At 38.5% G+C, this 18,506-nt stretch carries 16 protein-coding genes; all 16 read right to left on the reverse strand.

What is annotated here, in order from left to right:
• The coding region (gene rfbD / locus MKS11_RS24195) for a dTDP-4-dehydrorhamnose reductase (RefSeq protein ID WP_284109726.1) at window positions 1-667 on the reverse strand (667 nt) is incomplete at its 3' end.
• Window positions 668-698: 31 nt separating this feature from the next.
• Window positions 699-1,568, reverse strand: a complete 870-nt coding sequence (rfbA, locus tag MKS11_RS24200) for a glucose-1-phosphate thymidylyltransferase RfbA (protein ID WP_284109727.1) — start codon at window positions 1,566-1,568, stop codon at window positions 699-701.
• Window positions 1,569-1,581: 13 nt separating this feature from the next.
• Window positions 1,582-2,646, reverse strand: a complete 1,065-nt coding sequence (gene rfbB / locus MKS11_RS24205) for a dTDP-glucose 4,6-dehydratase (protein WP_284109728.1) — start codon at window positions 2,644-2,646, stop codon at window positions 1,582-1,584.
• Window positions 2,647-2,840: 194 nt separating this feature from the next.
• The gene (gene gndA / locus MKS11_RS24210) at window positions 2,841-4,247 is read right to left on the reverse strand and encodes an NADP-dependent phosphogluconate dehydrogenase (protein ID WP_043520418.1); all 1,407 of its coding nucleotides are present in this window, start codon (window positions 4,245-4,247) and stop codon (window positions 2,841-2,843) included.
• Between the two features lie 180 nt (window positions 4,248-4,427).
• Window positions 4,428-5,444 (reverse strand): polysaccharide pyruvyl transferase family protein, encoded by a 1,017-nt coding sequence (locus MKS11_RS24215; protein WP_072057615.1) that lies wholly within the window; start codon window positions 5,442-5,444, stop codon window positions 4,428-4,430.
• A gap of 1 nt (window position 5,445) precedes the next feature.
• Window positions 5,446-6,981 (reverse strand): MATE family efflux transporter, encoded by a 1,536-nt coding sequence (locus MKS11_RS24220; protein WP_284109729.1) that lies wholly within the window; start codon window positions 6,979-6,981, stop codon window positions 5,446-5,448.
• Between the two features lie 20 nt (window positions 6,982-7,001).
• A complete protein-coding gene (locus tag MKS11_RS24225) occupies window positions 7,002-8,093 on the reverse strand; it encodes an EpsG family protein (protein WP_072042529.1) in 1,092 nt (363 codons plus the stop codon).
• Between the two features lie 21 nt (window positions 8,094-8,114).
• On the reverse strand, window positions 8,115-9,077 hold the full coding sequence (locus MKS11_RS24230) for a cellulase family glycosylhydrolase (RefSeq protein WP_094309770.1): 963 nt from the start codon (window positions 9,075-9,077) through the stop codon (window positions 8,115-8,117).
• A 26-nt stretch (window positions 9,078-9,103) separates the two neighbouring features.
• The gene (locus MKS11_RS24235; protein ID WP_077257245.1) at window positions 9,104-10,054 is read right to left on the reverse strand and encodes a glycosyltransferase family A protein; all 951 of its coding nucleotides are present in this window, start codon (window positions 10,052-10,054) and stop codon (window positions 9,104-9,106) included.
• 23 nt (window positions 10,055-10,077) lie between these two features.
• Entirely contained in the window at window positions 10,078-11,199 is a 1,122-nt protein-coding gene (locus MKS11_RS24240) for a DUF563 domain-containing protein (RefSeq protein ID WP_284109730.1), read from the reverse strand.
• 17 nt (window positions 11,200-11,216) lie between these two features.
• Complete coding sequence (locus MKS11_RS24245; RefSeq protein WP_167875391.1) at window positions 11,217-12,236, reverse strand: glycosyltransferase; 1,020 nt, start codon at window positions 12,234-12,236, stop codon at window positions 11,217-11,219.
• 47 nt (window positions 12,237-12,283) lie between these two features.
• Window positions 12,284-13,081, reverse strand: coding sequence for a glycosyltransferase (locus MKS11_RS24250; protein WP_284109731.1), 798 nt, complete (start codon window positions 13,079-13,081; stop codon window positions 12,284-12,286).
• A 50-nt stretch (window positions 13,082-13,131) separates the two neighbouring features.
• Window positions 13,132-14,559 carry an undecaprenyl-phosphate galactose phosphotransferase WbaP gene (gene wbaP / locus MKS11_RS24255; RefSeq protein WP_284109732.1) on the reverse strand — a complete coding sequence of 476 codons (1,428 nt, stop codon included), beginning with the start codon at window positions 14,557-14,559 and terminating at the stop codon, window positions 13,132-13,134.
• 111 nt (window positions 14,560-14,670) lie between these two features.
• Entirely contained in the window at window positions 14,671-16,833 is a 2,163-nt protein-coding gene (locus MKS11_RS24260) for a polysaccharide biosynthesis tyrosine autokinase (protein WP_043520404.1), read from the reverse strand.
• A gap of 14 nt (window positions 16,834-16,847) precedes the next feature.
• Complete coding sequence (locus MKS11_RS24265; protein WP_072042526.1) at window positions 16,848-17,282, reverse strand: protein tyrosine phosphatase; 435 nt, start codon at window positions 17,280-17,282, stop codon at window positions 16,848-16,850.
• A gap of 5 nt (window positions 17,283-17,287) precedes the next feature.
• A complete protein-coding gene (locus tag MKS11_RS24270; protein ID WP_043520403.1) occupies window positions 17,288-18,421 on the reverse strand; it encodes a polysaccharide export protein in 1,134 nt (377 codons plus the stop codon).
• Window positions 18,422-18,506: the final 85 nt, after the last annotated feature.

Consider the following 18,506-nt stretch of genomic DNA (forward strand, 5'->3'; position numbering starts at 1 on the left):
AGCTGGTCTCGCCGCTGGCCACCAGATGATAGGTGCCGGCCAGCGCCGGATTACGCAGCGTTTCACGGATTGCCGTCGCCGTGCAGTCTGCCAGCAGCTCAGCGCCGGTGGGCGCCCCGTGCTGGTCGTCAATGATGGAGAGCGTCTCTTTCTCACCCGCCAGGCGGAGCATGGTTTTGGCAAAGTTGGCGCCGCGGGTGGCATACACCCAGCTGGTACGGAAAATCAGATGACGCGGGTTGCCCTGCTCCAGGGCCAGTTCACCGGCGCGTTTGGTTTCACCGTAGACGTTCAGCGGGCCAGTCGCTTCATCTTCCCGGCGATAATGGCTGCCGGCGCCGTCGAACACATAGTCCGTGGAATAATGCACCATCAGGGCACCCAGCTTCGCCGACTCCGCCGCCAGCACCGCCACCCCTTTGTCGTTCAGCAGGTCGGAGAGCTCCCGCTCGCTTTCGGCCTTGTCCACGGCCGTGTGCGCGGCGGCATTCACCACCACATCCGGGCGGACGGTACGCACGGTCTGCGCGATACCTTCCAGATCCGTCAGGTCGCCGCACAGCTCTTTGTCAAAGTAGTCCACCGCGACCACGTCGCCGAGGGTGGACAGGGAACGCTGCAGCTCCCAGCCCACCTGGCCATTCTTGCCAATCAGTAAAATCTTCATTCTCTGTATCCTGTCGTTGACGAAGAAGGCATTAACGCTCGTTCAGCAGGCGCTTCAGATAAGCACCGTACTCGGTTTTCTTCAGGCGTTCCGCCTGAGCCGCCACCCCTTCCGCCGACAACCATTTATTACGGTAACCAATCTCTTCCAGGCAGGCCACTTTCATCCCCTGGCGCTTCTCAATGGTGTGAATGAACTGTGATGCGTCCATCAGGCTGTCGTGGGTGCCCGTGTCCAGCCAGGCAAAACCGCGCCCCAGCAGTTCCACCTGCAGATCGCCGCGCTCCAGATACATCTGGTTCAGGGTGGTGATCTCCAGCTCGCCGCGCTCCGAAGGCTTCACGTCCTTCGCCATCTCCACCACGTTATTGTCGTAGAAGTAGAGCCCGGTCACCGCCCAGTCCGATTTCGGCTTTAATGGTTTCTCTTCAATTGACAGCGCTTTGAAGTGCTCGTCAAACTCCACCACGCCAAAGCGCTCCGGATCCAGCACCTGGTAGCCAAACACCGTGGCACCGGAGGTCTTCGCCGCTGCCGCTTCCAGCTTTTTACCGAAGCTCTGGCCAAAGTAGATATTATCCCCCAGCACCAGAGCGCAGGCATCGTTACCGATAAACTTCTCGCCAATGATAAAGGCCTGCGCCAGACCGTCCGGCGACGGCTGAATGGCGTAGCTGAAGTTCACCCCGAACTGCGACCCGTCACCCAGCAGGCGCTGGAAGGAAGGCATGTCGTCAGGCGTGGAAATGATAAGGATATCGCGAATGCCCGCCAGCATCAGGACAGACACCGGGTAGAAAATCATCGGCTTGTCGTAGATAGGCAGCAGCTGCTTGGAGACGCCCTGGGTGATGGGGTATAAACGCGTGCCGGAGCCGCCGGCCAGAACAATACCTTTCATCTTTACTTCCTTATTAGTTTTTCAGGCCAAGACGCTCGCCGGCATAGGAGCCGTCCAGCACGCGCTGCCACCAGGTCTGGTTGTTCAGGTACCAGTGCACGGTTTTTTCAATCCCGCTCTCGAACGTTTCCTGCGGCACCCAGCCCAGATCGCGCTGAATTTTCGCGGCATCAATAGCGTAGCGCAGGTCATGTCCCGGACGGTCGGTGACAAAAGTGATCAGGTCAGCAAAGTGGGTGATGTTTCCCGGCTTCTGCGCCACCACCTTGTCGAGAATGGTGCAGATGGTGCGCACCACATCGATATTTTTACGCTCGTTATGACCGCCGATGTTGTAGGTCTCGCCGCTCTTGCCTTCGGTCGCCACTTTGTACAGCGCACGGGCATGGTCCTCAACATACAGCCAGTCACGGATCTGCTCCCCGTTGCCATATACCGGCAGCGGTTTACCCGCCAGGGCATTAAGGATGGTCAGCGGGATCAGTTTTTCCGGGAAGTGATACGGACCATAGTTGTTGGAGCAGTTGGTCACCACCACCGGCAGGCCGTAGGTGCGGTTCCAGGCGCGAACCAGATGGTCGCTGCCCGCTTTGGAGGCGGAGTACGGGCTGCTCGGAGCGTACGAAGTCTCTTCGGTGAACAGGTCATCGGTGCCGTGCAGGTCGCCGTACACCTCATCGGTGGAGATGTGGTGGAAACGGAAGGCCTGCTTCTGCGCTTCCCCATGCCCGGACCAGTAGTGACGGGCCGCCTCCAGCATAGTAAAAGTGCCGATCACGTTGGTCTGGATAAATGCGGCCGGGCCATCAATGGAACGGTCCACATGACTTTCCGCCGCCAGGTGCATCACGATATCCGGGCGGAACTCGCTGAACTGGGCTGCCACAGCTGAGGCATCGGTGATATCAGTCTGGGAAAACGAGTAGCGTTCGCTCCCGGCCACCGGCGCCAGGGATTCGAGATTACCGGCGTAAGTCAGGCAGTCCATCACACGGACTTCATCCCGGGTATTTTCAATGATATGACGAACCACAGCTGAGCCGATGAAGCCTGCGCCCCCGGTGACAAGAATCTTCATAGTTTTATACCTTTAATTACTCGAATTAATAAAATAATAAGAAGCGTATGACATTAACACCGTTAAATAGATTTAACAGTTTATAAACGAAGAAAGAAGAATAAAAAATGGAAGGTTACGTTAGAGCTAATTAAAAAAATAACTATTGAAGAATCAAACCCTCGGAGATATCCGAGGGTTTGATTAACATATGACTAATCTAACCACTCTGTATGGAAAACGCCTTCCTTATCTGTACGCTTATAGGTATGCGCACCAAAGTAATCACGCTGAGCCTGAATCAGGTTAGCTGGCAGAACAGCGGAACGGTAGCTGTCGTAGTAGGCAATTGCGGCAGAGAACGTCGGTACCGGAATACCATTCTGCACAGCATAAGCCACGACATCACGCAGCGCTTGCTGATAGTCATCAGCGATCTGTTTGAAGTACGGCGCCAGCAAGAGGTTAGCAATGCCAGCGTTTTGCGCATAAGCATCGGTGATCTTCTGCAGGAACTGCGCACGAATGATACAACCAGCGCGGAAAATCTTAGCGATCTCGCCGTAGTTAAGATCCCAGTTGTATTCATCAGAAGCTGCACGCAGCTGGGAGAAGCCCTGAGCATAGGAAACGATTTTACCGAGGTACAACGCGCGACGCACTTTTTCGATAAATTCCGCTTTATCACCGGCCGGTTGAGCCTGCGGACCACTCAGCACTTTCGACGCGGCTACACGCTGGTCTTTAAGCGAAGAAATATAGCGAGCAAACACGGACTCGGTGATCAGAGACAGAGGTTCGCCAAGATCCAGTGAGCTCTGGCTGGTCCACTTGCCGGTACCTTTGTTTGCTGCTTCATCAAGAATAACATCAACGAGGTATTTACCCTCTTCATCCTTCTTGGTGAAGATATCTTTGGTAATATCAATCAGGTAGCTGCTCAGCTCGCCTTCGTTCCATTCAGTGAAGGTTTGTGCCAGCTCTTCATTGGAGAGCGCCAGACCGCCTTTCAACAGCGCATAGGCTTCGGCAATCAGCTGCATATCACCATACTCGATGCCGTTATGAACCATCTTCACATAATGACCAGCGCCATCAGCACCGATATAGGTGACACAAGGCTCACCGTCTTCAGCAACCGCCGCGATCTGTTTCAGAATCGGAGCAACAAGTTCATAGGCTTCTTTTTGGCCACCAGGCATGATGGAAGGTCCTTTCAAAGCCCCCTCTTCACCACCGGAAACACCGGTACCGATAAAGTTGAAACCTTCGGCAGACAGTTCACGGTTACGACGGATGGTGTCCTGGAAGAAGGTGTTGCCGCCATCAATGATGACGTCGCCTTTGTCAAGGTAAGGCTTCAGGGAATCGATGGCGCTGTCGGTGCCAGCCCCGGCCTTCACCATCAACAGAATACGACGTGGTGTTTCGAGGGATTCAACAAACTCCTGTACTGTGTAGTAAGGGACCAGTTTCTTGCCTGGATTTTCGGCAATCACTTCTTCGGTCTTTTCACGGGAGCGGTTGAAAACGGAGACGGTATAACCACGGCTCTCGATGTTCAGCGCGAGGTTACGCCCCATCACGGCCATACCGACAACCCCGATCTGTTGCTTGGACATTACATACTCCTGTCTGGTGTTATAACTACGATACGTTCGTAGCCTAATTACTAGTATTATTTTAACCCAAAGCTAAAAAAGTGCCTAGTACTAAAGCAAAAGTCAAGAGAATGCGATATGTTTAAGACATTCATACAACCCTCAAACTATACAAACTCAAAACAGGTGATCTTTTAAAAATCATTTATGTTGCTTAAGGATATCTAACTTGGATAGTAAGCCATCGACATTATTGAAAAAAACAACATCATCGCTTAAAAAACCAGAGCTATTTTTAACTTTAATCAGACGTTCTGCTGCAGATTCAGTATAAACCAAATTTTTATTTTTTATTTCAGAATCCTTAAGAGAAGACAAGATCTTATATGGCAAATTATAAGTCAACCTTCTTGCAATGCGGCTATAAGTCGGCCATAGCTTACTGCTTTTATATTTTCTTTTAAAATAAAAATCTTTTATTGCTGATTCAGGTGAGATATCAGATAACTTATATTTCTCACCATAGTACTTTAAGGTATTACTTCTCAAACTTTCATGAAAATGTGATGGCCCAAGATCTATAGGGCTGTATGGTGTATTAATTGTGAGAGCCCAATCCAACCATTTAAATGTATTTATCTGAGGTGAGGTTATAACAGGAACCCATGGAACCCTCATAGCATCAGCTATGATTGCAGCATGCATAGCATCTGCAATTACTAATTTAGCATTTCTTATCTTATTGATAACATCAACGGCATTCCACTGCGGGCTTACATACTCTACCCCTGCCAAACGACAAACTTCCTCCCAGTTACCAACTGAGATGGCATGATGATGAGGGATAAATATCACACCACTTCGCTCATTTTCTGGTAACGGCTTAAATTCAGCTAAAGTATTTAATAATGCTGCGCCATCAGTAATATATTTATCACTTCCTAGACCTAATACTTTAGCTGATAAAGGCCCTCGCACGCTCAGTATTTTCCAGTTATCATTACCAAATCCCTCAGGTAAATGTCCATATCCCACCCCACTAGTTAAAACAAACCATTTATCAGCCTTAGGCATTACCTCGTTAATAATTGTCCCAATTACAGAGACGCGAACACTGGTATCACTATCAAAAAAATTAGGCAGTAATCGATCCCAGAGCCAACCATTAAGATCATCGCCAAAGTTGCCGACAGAATCTTTATAATAATAAATTTGCATTTTAATTATTCCTAAGTAGCTTTCTGAAAATTTTCGAAACAAAGTTATTAATCATCATTTTTTCCTTCCTATTAAAAATAAGAATGTAAAAAATAGAGATCGTAATTATATCAACACATATAGAAGATATTATAATATGAAATATACCATCATCAAGAAAAAAGCGATGACAAGAGAGGATTAATAAAGAGGAAATTGCAGCGCCAAGAAAGCATGGGATGATAGCTTTTAAATAGAGCGTTTTTTTCTTTACTGATGTCAGTAAGTCAAGCAAATGTACACGAATGCATAGAGTTAGTATTGAAGATGCAATTAAAACAACACCCAGAATATAAAGAGAAAAACCAAAATTAAACAGCAAATATATAACAGGAATTGATAGAATTGTTATTGAACTTACAATAAGTTGATAAGTTTTTATTCTTCCTGTTGCTTGTAATGCCGCCATTAAAGGAAATGAAAGACTGTCTATTAACGAAACCAGCAACACAATAAAAGTAAGTAAATACGTATAAACTGGTGGGTTAATCAACCAAAAGGTCAATATTCCATGCAGATTAATAAAAATTGGCATACACAACAAAAAGAGGAATAAAAAAGTCAATTTCGATCCATGAATAATAAGTTGAAAATATCTATCCATATCCCCTGTTGCATATGCTTTATAAATCTGTGGTTTAATTGCAATGTTCAATGAAGTACTCAATGAATTAAGAGCACCATTAATGGAATTAGAGACAGCATAGGCAGCGTTCGCAGTAGTAGAAAAAAACAAGTTAATAATAATATTAACCCCTTGAATTCTCAAAACAGTTGAGAAATTACCCAAAACATTCCAGAATGAAAAATAGAATAATTCTTTGGCTTTATTACGATCAGCATCACCAAGGAAGATAATATTTTTAAATTTAACAAAAACAAAGATAGAATACGTGAGGAAGATAATTATACTACTTATTAACAATAGTATTGAGTAATAAAATAACTTCTCATGTGCTATTAGCGTAATACCGATACTAGCGAAAAGTTTCAATATGGATTCGAAAATTGAAACGTAGGCGTAGAATGACATTCTCTCAGCTGCAAGAACCAAAGAATTAGAAGGCGTTTGCATAACAGAAAATAAAATACCTATTACGGCAACAATATAAATATTACTTGCAACGTCTTTCTTTTCGTTCGCAATGTTCAGAAAATCAAAAATAACATAATGCCTCAATGAAAGCATAAATATAAAAAAGAATAATGCGATGAAAAAATATAAATAAATACTACTTTTAAAAAAAGCTCCTAAATCTTTATATTCTCCCCTGCCATAATGAACTGCAAAATAACGTTGAACGGATTCGTTCATTGACGTATTTATAAATGTAAATAACATTACCACGCCATATACTAGCGAAAATACCCCATAATCTTCAACACCAAGCTCCTTCAAAACTATACGCGTTGTATATAGAGTGATAAGTAAGGATATAATAGTTCGAACAACCAAAAAAAATGTATTTTTTGCTATTGCTTTATTTTTAACATCCATAAAATCTTGCCTTAAATTACTTATAACAAGTCGTTTAGATAGGGATTTACAGTGTATGGCAGCAATCCATGAGCATTTGCCACATATAACATAAATATTATAAATGAAACGCAAAATAAAATCACAAAGTAATAAGATAGAACCCTGAATGATGTTTTTAATCTTGACAGTGCAATTGGGAAAACAAAAATACTTGAATATGAAAAATAATTAATTATTCTACCTGCGCCTTCATAGCGAAGACCCAAAAATGATATGCAAAAGTTTATTACCACGCTTGTAAAAAATAAATATAAGAAGAAGGAATCTTGTAAGTCTTTTATTTTAAATTTGCAATACAATGCAATAAATATAAATAACAACATTACATTGAGGAAAAATAATTTCCCAGCCGAATCACCAGCTGAAAGATCAGCATAATTACTATAACGACTAGCTCCTGTTGCAGAACTTAATAAGACGTAGATTTGATTACTAGTATAAGAAAAACAAATTAATATAATAAATGTAAATGCATATAATACCAATGGACGCGAATTTAATATTTTTAATAATATAGGAAATGTAACTGTGCATATTGCACTGTAATGAAAAAGAGATGCAATCGCAACTACCATATAAAATTTTAAATAATTAGCTGTAAATAAGTACCGCAGAGAAAATATAACAAAAGCAACTGCCATACTTTGTCTTAATACATTGAAATGGAATATATATAAAGCACTATACGAAAGAAATATTAAAAGTGACAAAGGAATGTTTTTTGATAGTTTAAAAATAGAATTCACTATCAAATAATTAAAAATCAAAGAGAAAAAAAGAAAGAAATAGAAATAATTATCGGCACCCAGAAACTGCAATAGTTTTATAGAAGAAACAAAGGCTGGTTCAGTTCCATTACTCAACCATTCCGAATATGTCTGATGTAATGAGAAAAAACCAACATACATCTGTGAATCAGTACCGACATACTTACTTTTTATTGCGGGGAGAATAGAAAGCCCTAACACAAGAATAAATTTAAAAAGCATATGAGCTTTTTTATCTCGTGTAATAACGCTCAAAAAAGAAATAAAACTATTAAATAACATACTAAGTATGTACATTGACATAGCTGAAGTCCATATTTTAATCTATTTTAAAAACAATTGAGATATCTCTTTCTGTTTCATGTCTTGCGTCAATATACCATAATTATGTTCTGAATTACTAATTTGATTTCCATCATCAACGAGATCGTACCACCATATGCCTTGGATATAACTACGTTTAGAAGCTTCATTAATGAACCTTTTAGCAAGAGTATAAGTATATCGTTGAGTATATTTAGTTCCAATCCTATTAGGAATCCCATATTCAGTAATAAACAAAGGTACAACATTACCGTTATTGTTAGCGGTGAACGAAGCTTGCATTCTATCCATAATTATGAAACTATCCTCAGGATTAAGATCAGTATACGGATGTACTGAAATTCCGTCTATATATTTCATAATACCCATTTTTATTAACTGACTTCCCCAATTTTGATCATTTTTATCTGTAGGGTTAAATCCTCCGGCAACTATAATGAAATTTTTACCGCCATATTTTCTTATTTTTGGCGAAACAATTCTAACAAGATTATAATATGCTGTTGCAGAATCTAAATTTTTAAAGTCAGATAACTTAGGATCATAATTGTGCTTTAATGACCACTCATTCCAGATCTCAAATATTACTTTTTTATTGGAATAATGCTGAGCTATGTTTTCTGCATATTTTGCAAAAGCTAATTGTGTTTTATCATCCCAAGGCCTTCCTTTACCATAAAGATGGTTAGATCCACCCAAAATGATTAACGGTGTAATATTATTTCGAAGAGCTAACTGTAAAATATCCTCAGTAACACCTTCAAAACGATAATTGCCATAGTGAGTTTCTACATCTGACCATCTATAATCCATTCTGATAGACTTGAAATTGAACTTAGTAACCAAAGATATAATATTACTAGGATTTGTTTTCATACTATCAGGATGCACGCAGATTCCCATTGTTGCACTAGTCGCGTAAGACATCCAGAAAAATAATAATAGAGCAGAAATTTTTTTCACTCTTCACTCCTTATTATATTATAGTGCTAAACATTTTTTTTGCCTTTAAATGAACGATAGATAGAGGGAACTACAAAAGCTAAAACTAATTTTATGAGACTCTTCTTTCGTAATAATATTCTTTTCCTTTCACAAAGCAATCTTAAACCTTGGATTCGATTCCTGGATAAGAAATTATTGACGATAATATAAGTATAATTTTTATCAATCAATTGGGTAACTGAATTATTCGTAAAGAATGTGCAACGCTCAATCTGCAATAATTTTTTGACATGTATCTCGACATCTAGTGGTAATTTTGAAGATAACTGGTTCACAACACCTTTTCTATATATAACTCCTACTTGATCAAGGAACAACACTCCAGTGAGTTTTCCCAACTCAAACCAAACAAATTGGTCTTCTCCAGAATTATATCCTTCAGGAAATTGTATCTTGTTATTAATTAGGAAATTTCTAGATATACATACTGATGTGGTATAAAAAAACTGATGTACGCTCCATGCATTAAACAAGTCTTTTATATAGTAAATATGATCAAATGCAATTTCTGACGAATCACTATTTTTCAAAAAATGATCATATGATGGGTTATTTTCTTCACTATAATTAACAGCTATTACAGGTTTTTTTATCTCTTGTTCAGCTGCATATTTTATAAATGAGATATATTTTGGTAAAATAATATCATCAGCGTCAACAAAAATAACATATACTCCAGAGGCCTTGTTAAGCCCATTATTTCTAGCAGCCGATGGCCCTTGGTTTACTTGCTTATAATATTTTATATCATTACTAGCAATATAGTCTTTAATACTCTCATAACTATTATCAGTTGATTCATCATCAACAACTATAATCTCATAACTTTCGAATTGGTTAATCAAACATGAATTCATGATTGAATTTATTGTTTCCCTTATGTAATCCTCTTTATTATACATTGGAATTACAAATGAGATTAAAACATTTCCCATAAAAACCTCATATTTCTATTTCATTATCTTCTAATATTTGATATAACGCGTAAACAGCTCTTTATGAGTTTAATCATCATAAGGCTACAAAGTCGCTTTACAAAAAAACAGAATTCTTTAGCTTTATATATTATTGTTTCATTCTCGAAGACATTTTTTTTATTATTCAGGACATATAACTGCACTTCCTTTGTTAACTTCAAAATAAAAGGGCCATTGCCAAGAGATTTGACGTATCTGTCATATTTATTCGAAAAGCAATCGAAATAAACTATGTTAGGCAAGTCAAATATCTTTTGAAAATCAAAAAGATTAGTATGTGGTATCGATGATTTATTTAATACAATGAGTTCAATGTTTTTATTTCTACAGAAACAAATGTTCAACGGAATAGTTCCGTTGATACAAGCAATAGTTTCGCATGTATTCCACATTCGTACCTGTTCTAATAAAGACATTTTCTCTGGATAGTATATTGAATAGCCATTGTTTAAAAAAAACTTCTCAATCCTTTCCTCCCCATATTCTTTACTTTTTGCATCCTTGAATGACAATCTCGAAAGATAGATTTTTTTGGGAACAGCATCATTGACAATTTTATCATTTGATAGAATAGTTTTTACTATTTTATCAAAAATATGTGTAAAATCATCAGAATATGAATAATCACTTTTTGAATATTCTGGAATAAATATAGTTTTAAATTTTGTAGGGATTCTAATAGGAATTAACCGGTCCTCATTTATACCTAAAGCTTTGAAGAACTCAATAAAATTGGAGTCCATATCCTTACTCTTAGGCACATACGCAATTTTATGATTTGTATTTTTCAGTACATACCACATCCGACTAACATTATCGACCAGAAAATGTCCCCAATGATATGTGAATATACCAAACCATATTACTTCCTCATCTTGATAAATTACAGAGTCTGAATCAAATTCATATTTTCCTCCAAATGGAAACCAACCATCATAACCTGATACAGGTATATAGTTTTGATTACCATCTAATACTCCGCCTATACCCCAAACAGTATGATCTTTTCTATGTGGAAGTATGAAACCATCTTCAACTATCATTAAATCAGGTGGGTTTGTAGCTACTTTAATTTTTGAATGTTCAAAATTTTTATTTAACATCTACTATTCACTCTCACTTAATGAAGTTCATATGCTTTTTCGATTTTATCTAAAAAAATATTTTTATTAAATTTATTAACCGAATCATAGTGAGCTTGCGAGGCTAATTTATCTCTAAGATGAGTATCAGATAATACTTTATGAATTTTATCATATGCATCCTTTTCACTTCCATCAAATAGCAAACCATTTAAACCATCTTCGATGAGATCAACATTTCCATCACATGCGTTCGCGACTACGCAATTCATGCTAGCCATTGCTTCAATCATTGCTACTGGAAGACCTTCCCACTGCGATGTTGATAGGAAAATATCAGCATTTTTATAATATGCCAAAACCTGATCTTGTTGTAACCAACCAGTGACTAAAGTTCCTGAGTCTGTTAATTGACGCTTTATATCTTCATCGCCATCACCTATCCAAACAAACTTTATTTTTTCACTAGACAACTTAGCAGAAAGTTTTGAAAATAGCACAGGGTCTTTTTGAGGTCTCAAGCCACCAACATTGAGTATGGTAATATTACTCTCAGTCTTTTTTTGGTTTCTATTTATGTCAATTATTTTATCTATATCAATTCCATTTTCAATTAATATTGCATCTTCATGTAATTTGTTTCTGATAGCCAATAATTCACTTTTTGAACATGCAATATATACACTTCTCCGAACGCATGAGATTTTTTCCAGGAAAGTAAAAAATCTTTTTTTGATTATCCCAACATCCTTCCTCATAAATGAAATACAATGTGGGCTATAATACACTTTAAATTTAGGGTCAAAGAACAAGCTAATGCGCCCAAGAAAACCTGCTATCGAGGAATGTAAATGAACGACATCAGGATTAATTTTTACTATTGTCTTCCTCAATAAAACTAAAGCGTTAAAACTTTTTTTGGGATTCATAGGAATGTAATGCATTTGAACACCATCAAAAAGTTCAACGATATTTTTTGGGGTATCACTACGAACAGAATATATCAAATGTACTTGATGGCCTTTTTGTAGCATTCCTTTTGCAATTATATGAACCATAGCAAGAGTCCCTGTAGCCGTTGACTCACAAACTAGGCAAATTATCATTAACCTCTCCTAACCTTTCTTAGCAATGTTGATAATTTCCTGCTAACAAGTAACATAGCAATATTTCTTAAAAGCCCATAATATGGATACACACCATTTCTAAATAATGTAAAATTATTAATTATAATTTTGATTCTATTAATGATTTGTTTTTTTCTTTTCTTCGATGAAATACTATTGTAATCAACTGTATAGTTGACCAGTGGCATATCGATGTTAGCAACTTTACCAAATTTCATTAATCTAAAAAATAAATCATAATCTTCACAAGCAGGATATTTATTACTATAATTACCAGCTTTTAATACACTATCAGTTCTCATCATAACTGACGGATGTACAAAAATATTGTTAATAAACATCTTTTTCCTAATATTTTTATCATCAATATCGGGACGATGTTTAAACAGTTGATTACCCTCAGTATTTACGAAACGAGCCCAAGTGCCGACTAAGACAATATCCTTGTTATTATTCAGGAAATCTTTACATATTTGGAATCTATTTTCATTTCCATCGTCACCTATATCTAACCGTGCAATGTATTTGTATTCCTTTGCGGCAGATTCGACTCCTAACTTAAGGGCCGTTTCGATCCCAACATTTTTATCCAACCGCAAAATACTTAAGTTCTCTCTTTTAATACTACATTTAATATATGTATCCTGAAAAGGAATAGCACTACCATCATCAACAATTAGAATATTTGCTTCTAATGGTGTACTAGCAAGCGTTTTCTCTATTTCATTTTGTGATGAATTGAAGGAAGGTATTAGAATGATATAATCTTTTTCCATTATATATCCGTAAAAAAATGCACAATTGTTATTAATTACGCATATATAATTTAATATGCACCGTCTCTCTTTAGTACTACGCCCACTGTTTTAAATAAAATAGCAATATCATTCCACATGGACCAGTTCTTTACATACCAAGCATCAAGATAGACCCGGGTCTCATAATCAACATCGCTCCTACCACTTACTTGCCACAAACCTGTCATACCAGGTTTACTAAGCAAATAGTAATCTACTTCGTCATTGTAACGCTCTAATTCAGCTGTAATAATTGGTCTGGGGCCAACCAAGCTCATTTCTCCTTTAAGAACATTAAATAACTGTGGTAATTCATCTAAACTTGTTCTTCTTAAAAAAGCTCCAATCTTGGTAATGCGAGGATCTTCTTTTAACTTAAATGTAGCTTCCCATTCTTTTCTAGCTTCATCATCATTTTTTAACAATTCATCTAGAACTTCTTTAGAGTTTATTACCATAGAACGGAATTTTAAACACTTGAATGGTCGCCCACCTTTTCCTATTCGCTCATGACCATATATTGCTGGTCCTCCATCTCTTTTAACTTTTCTACATATATAGATTAATGCTGGTGATAATAAAATTATTATGGCTACTGCCCCAATAATATCAAACGCTCTTTTTAGTATTCTTGAAGACAATTTAGCCAAACTATGTTGCACACGAAATATCATGACTTCATGACTAAATATAAATGACATGTCCGTGCTGTCTAGAGGCATGCCACGTAATGTTGGTATGACCGATACGTAGCGATACCCCCTTATCATGAAATTTCTTAACCACGCATTACGAATATCACCTTGATTAGATTCTACTGCAACAATGAATTGTGTTTGCTTACTTTGATTGGTTAGCCAATCAATGTCATTGGGTAATACTGGTAACCCATCAATAAAATTTTCTTTATTGCTGCAACCATCTATCGAGATAAATCCAACTATTTCCAAGCCTAAGTTTCTTTCGCTTTTTATTGCTTTATATGCCTCTAGTGCATTAAGAGCATTTCCAATAATCCATGTATCTCTTCTCCAGAGTCCAAAAATATCTAATATCCATTTACTAAACATTCGAGTAATTGGTACTAATAACAACACTAACATCCAAGTTAGCACCCATAAATACTTTGGGAATGACCACGTCGTAAAAGCCATAACAGCAATTTCAATAACTGAAAAAATAACAAGTGTTCTTAATATTTCTTTCAATTCAAACCAAAAAGTTTTACGATAAAAGTAATGCCGTAATCTAATAGAGTACCATCCAACGCAGCAAAGAGCTAATGAACAATGAAGAAGCAGCCATCCTTCAAGTTGTTCCCCAGGAAATAAAAGAGCATAATCATGAATAATAAGTGAGCAAATCCCCATTGCGAGATATGCTGATATTGCAAAGCTCAGAAAATCAGAAAGTGCCAGCGTTAAGCTGACTATAATATTTCGGCCTAATGGCGTCATGATTTCCTCTCCATAATATTTCTTGAATATTATTAATATGTACTTGAGTTACATACAGAAAGGCGACTGACTTAAATCAGACGCCTTTTTTATGTTTTATTTTATTTTATTTTATTTATTATCTGTGTATGAATAACCATAGTGGTTATAACCATAGCCATAATAACTGCTAGCTTTTTTCACGACACCGTTAAGAATACATCCTTTAACCAAGACACCACTCTGTTCAAACCGTTTAATACTTACCTCAATTTCTTTAGGTGTATTAAGTTCAAATCGGGCAATAAGTAGCGTTGTGCCTGCATAGTTACCAATAATCGCCGAGTCCGTAACTGCAAGAATTGGAGGGGTATCTAATATTACAATATCATAATGATTATTAGCCCAATCAATCAATTCTCCAAAACGCTTATGCATTAGTAGTTCAGCAGGGTTTGGTGGAACTGCACCCCTAGTGATGAAATCGAATTCCACGCCATCGATTTTCTTAATGACTTTCCCTATTTCAACCCTACCTGAAAGATAGGCCGATAATCCATTTTCGTTATTCACATTAAATATTTTATGCGTATAACCCTTACGCATATCCGTATCTACGAAAAGAACTTTTTTCCCTGTCTGTGCAATAACACTAGCTAAATTTGAGCTAATGAAAGTCTTACCCGCATTAGGACTAGCTCCGGAAATCATGAGAACATTATTTCTTGACTCCATCATTGCAAAATGCAAACTTGTTCTAAGTCCACGTATAGCTTCTACAGCCAGATCTGCGGGATTGTCTATTGCAAGTAATGAATTTATATCATTATCTTTCGACTTAAGTTTATTCGGTTTAGAAACGTTGTTTTTCATGAACGTTTCTGCCACTGGAACACTTGCGTATACCGTGATACCCAGCTCTTCAAGTTGCTCAGGACTTTCAATTCCGCGACGCAAGAATACCCTGATGAGAACCAGCCCAGTAGAAATTAGCAATCCAAAAATAATACCTAATAATACAATTAAAACCTTTTTAGGCTTAACCGGTTTTGGTTGCGTAATTGCATTGTCAATAATCCTAACATTACCTATCGCGCTAGATTTCGCAATGTTCAATTCTTGTTGACGATTCAAGAGCTGCATATAAACGGCTTGCCCTGACTCGACATCACGGCTTAACCTTAATATTTCTTGTTGAGTCTTCGGCATCGAAGAAACTCGCTGATTTAACTTAACCTTTTCATCTTGCAAGGTTTTGCGTTTTTCCATCAGCGCTTTGTAAGTTGGGTGTTCTTTGGTGTAAAGCTGTGATATTTCTGACTCTCTAAATGTCAATTCATTAAGTTGGTTATCAACATTAACTATTTGATCAAGCACCGATTTGGCTTCAAGAGACAAATCAACAGAATCACTCTGGCGACGATACTGGTTTAATTTATCTTCTGCAATATCAAGATCATGGCGTACTTGTGGTAATTGTTGATTTAAAAAATCGAGACTTTTAGCGTCTTGCGCTGCTTGTCGAGAAATATTTTGAGCCAAATAATTATTACTGATGCTATTAATTATTTTTTCTATTTGTAATGGATTATCACCAGTCAATGATAGCGAAAGCATACCAGTATCTTTGCCAATATCTGCTACACTAAACACATCTAAAAGATCGGTAATAGCCTGGAGCCTACTAACATATGAAATAGTAAACTCTGTGCCTGGCATAGCGTTTATTTTATCAACCTTTATCGCTATGTCATTTTTATTAATTAACTCTCCCACTACTCCATTGATATTATCACCATCAAAATCGATCTTGAAATGATTATCATCAATTACTGTTAAGTTAATTTTAGGCTGCTCATTTTCCCCAGCCTTCAAATAAAACCGTGATACATCAATTTCGCCCGGTACTTTCCCCATTAATCGAGATAACCCTTTACCCACCACAGGAAAGTAATTTTCTCTAATCCTTGTTTGTAAGTTTAAATCATCTACAGTTTTACCGATCACCATCCGTGATTGCAGAAGGGCTATTTCTGGTGCTGATTGTGGCTGACTGTCAGGCAACATTTGACTTAAATTGCTGAGAATGGCATTTGCCTGCTTTTGCTCTACTTGTATCAAAGCGTTTGCCTGATAAACAGGTGTAGCGAAAATCGCATAAACTAGAGCCAAAAGAGTAAACAATGATGTAACAGATATGATTAATTTTCGATGATCAATGAATTCGCCAATTAGACGTCCGAGATCAACTTGTTCTGTGTTTTCCGATGATGTTTTATTTTTCATTGAAGCCATGAGTAAATTCCTAATTATGCACCCAGCTTTTCTATCCAGCGCTGTGCTGATTGCTCGATTAATTTATAAACTGATGCAAATGCCTCATCACTTTTCCTATAAGGATCGGGGATTTCTTTTTGGTTTAACCAATGACCAAAAAGCATTGTTTTGCCACGCACCTCAGGAGCTATTTTACTCAAAAGTTCTTGATGGGATTTTTCCATTACTAATATCAAATCGAACTGACGGCCAAGAGTTGAAGTAAATTGAGTACCTTCATGCCCCTCTAGGGATAATCCGTGCTCTAAAGCAATTCTCACAGCGGAAGCATCCGCAGCATGGCCAACTAAAGCATTAGTTCCTGCAGATTTGATTATTTTACCAGGCATAACTGCTTGCAAATAGCGCTCACCTATAGGTGAGCGACAGATATTCCCAGTACATACGACTAGAATAGAGTCAAACATTACTGTCACCAAGTCCTAATAAATTTACCAGTTTCGGTCATATCATGCACCCCGGTAATAGTCGGTACTAATTGGGAAATAACACGATTCCAACGTACCAGCGGAGCAGTTGTGACATAAACAATATCATAGGGCTGTAACTGGAATTCTGTGCCCAATACCATTGCTGAAGCATCTTGAGCATTTAATTGATAAATGTTAGCAATTTTACCCTGCTTGTCATCTTTTAACTGACGGATCACAAATACTCCAGTAGCGTCACTGAATGCTTGCGACATTCCTTCAGCATTGCCTAGTGCCTCTGCTACAGTCATACCGCTTCGATCCATTTTCAAAGTACTTTGTTTACCCACCTCACCCATGACAAATACTTTCAAATCATCATTTCTAGGTACAAAAAGGATATCGCCTGGATAGAGCAAGTGGTTTTGTGTTAAGTCTCCTTTTTGCATTAATGCATACAATGAGACTTTTATATCTTTTCCGTTATGTGTTAATACAACATTTCGCCAGTCAGCATCAGGTGCAAGACCGCCAGCATTATTAATCGCATCCATCACTGTCAGCGGGATATTCGTAATAGGTTGCTGCCCTGATTTTGTTACTTCTCCAGTAACATATGCTTTTTGCGAACGAAATGCAGCAATACTAACGTCTACCTGTGGGCTTTCGATATATGTGGTTAGACGACTGGCAATATCCTGGCGTACCTGACTAAGCGTTTTACCCGCTACCTGTACCTTACCTATATAGGGATAGAAAATAGTACCATCAGCGTTGACCCAGTTGCCGGTGTCGCTGGCGCTACGATACTGGCCTGCAGGAGTAGTCAACTCCGGGTGGTCCCATACAGTAACCATAAGTACGTCACCAACGCCAATGCGATACTCATAACTACGAAGTAAGTTATCCAGCTGCGGATTTGGGCGAGCAAGAACGGTTTCCGGCCGAAGCTGATCAATAAGGCCCGGCGTCATCGGGTAAACATTGACCAATTTATCCAAATCGTAATCACTGTCCGGAAGCTCAACCACGTTCTTACGCAGACTGTTTAATCCCTGACCAGGGATGATCGTACAACCAGATAAAAACCCAATTGCCAGTGCTAATGCCGAAAATCTAACAATTTTTTTCTTCATAATGTCACATCATCAGTAAATCAAAATTTGCCAATTCCTGAGCAGCTGTCATAGCCGTTGCTTCCCTGCTGGCTTATGGAGAGAT

Source organism: Klebsiella sp. K5-45, from assembly GCF_030128605.1.
Taxonomy (GTDB): domain Bacteria; phylum Pseudomonadota; class Gammaproteobacteria; order Enterobacterales; family Enterobacteriaceae; genus Klebsiella; species Klebsiella quasipneumoniae.

Excerpts from the sequence above, each read along its gene's own strand:
- MKS11_RS24270 (WP_043520403.1), bottom strand. The coding sequence starts at position 18,421 with ATGAAGAAAAAAATTGTTAGATTTTCGGCATTAGCACTGGCAATTGGG.
- rfbA (WP_284109727.1), bottom strand. The coding sequence starts at position 1,568 with ATGAAAGGTATTGTTCTGGCCGGCGGCTCCGGCACGCGTTTATACCCC.
- MKS11_RS24225 (WP_072042529.1), bottom strand. The coding sequence starts at position 8,093 with ATGTCAATGTACATACTTAGTATGTTATTTAATAGTTTTATTTCTTTT.
- MKS11_RS24235 (WP_077257245.1), bottom strand. The coding sequence starts at position 10,054 with ATGGGAAATGTTTTAATCTCATTTGTAATTCCAATGTATAATAAAGAG.
- MKS11_RS24245 (WP_167875391.1), bottom strand. The coding sequence starts at position 12,236 with ATGGTTCATATAATTGCAAAAGGAATGCTACAAAAAGGCCATCAAGTA.
- wbaP (WP_284109732.1), bottom strand. The coding sequence starts at position 14,559 with ATGACGCCATTAGGCCGAAATATTATAGTCAGCTTAACGCTGGCACTT.
- MKS11_RS24215 (WP_072057615.1), bottom strand. The coding sequence starts at position 5,444 with ATGCAAATTTATTATTATAAAGATTCTGTCGGCAACTTTGGCGATGAT.
- MKS11_RS24240 (WP_284109730.1), bottom strand. The coding sequence starts at position 11,199 with ATGTTAAATAAAAATTTTGAACATTCAAAAATTAAAGTAGCTACAAAC.
- MKS11_RS24260 (WP_043520404.1), bottom strand. The coding sequence starts at position 16,833 with ATGGCTTCAATGAAAAATAAAACATCATCGGAAAACACAGAACAAGTT.
- rfbB (WP_284109728.1), bottom strand. The coding sequence starts at position 2,646 with ATGAAGATTCTTGTCACCGGGGGCGCAGGCTTCATCGGCTCAGCTGTG.
- MKS11_RS24265 (WP_072042526.1), bottom strand. The coding sequence starts at position 17,282 with ATGTTTGACTCTATTCTAGTCGTATGTACTGGGAATATCTGTCGCTCA.
- MKS11_RS24220 (WP_284109729.1), bottom strand. The coding sequence starts at position 6,981 with ATGGATGTTAAAAATAAAGCAATAGCAAAAAATACATTTTTTTTGGTT.
- gndA (WP_043520418.1), bottom strand. The coding sequence starts at position 4,247 with ATGTCCAAGCAACAGATCGGGGTTGTCGGTATGGCCGTGATGGGGCGT.
- MKS11_RS24250 (WP_284109731.1), bottom strand. The coding sequence starts at position 13,081 with ATGGAAAAAGATTATATCATTCTAATACCTTCCTTCAATTCATCACAA.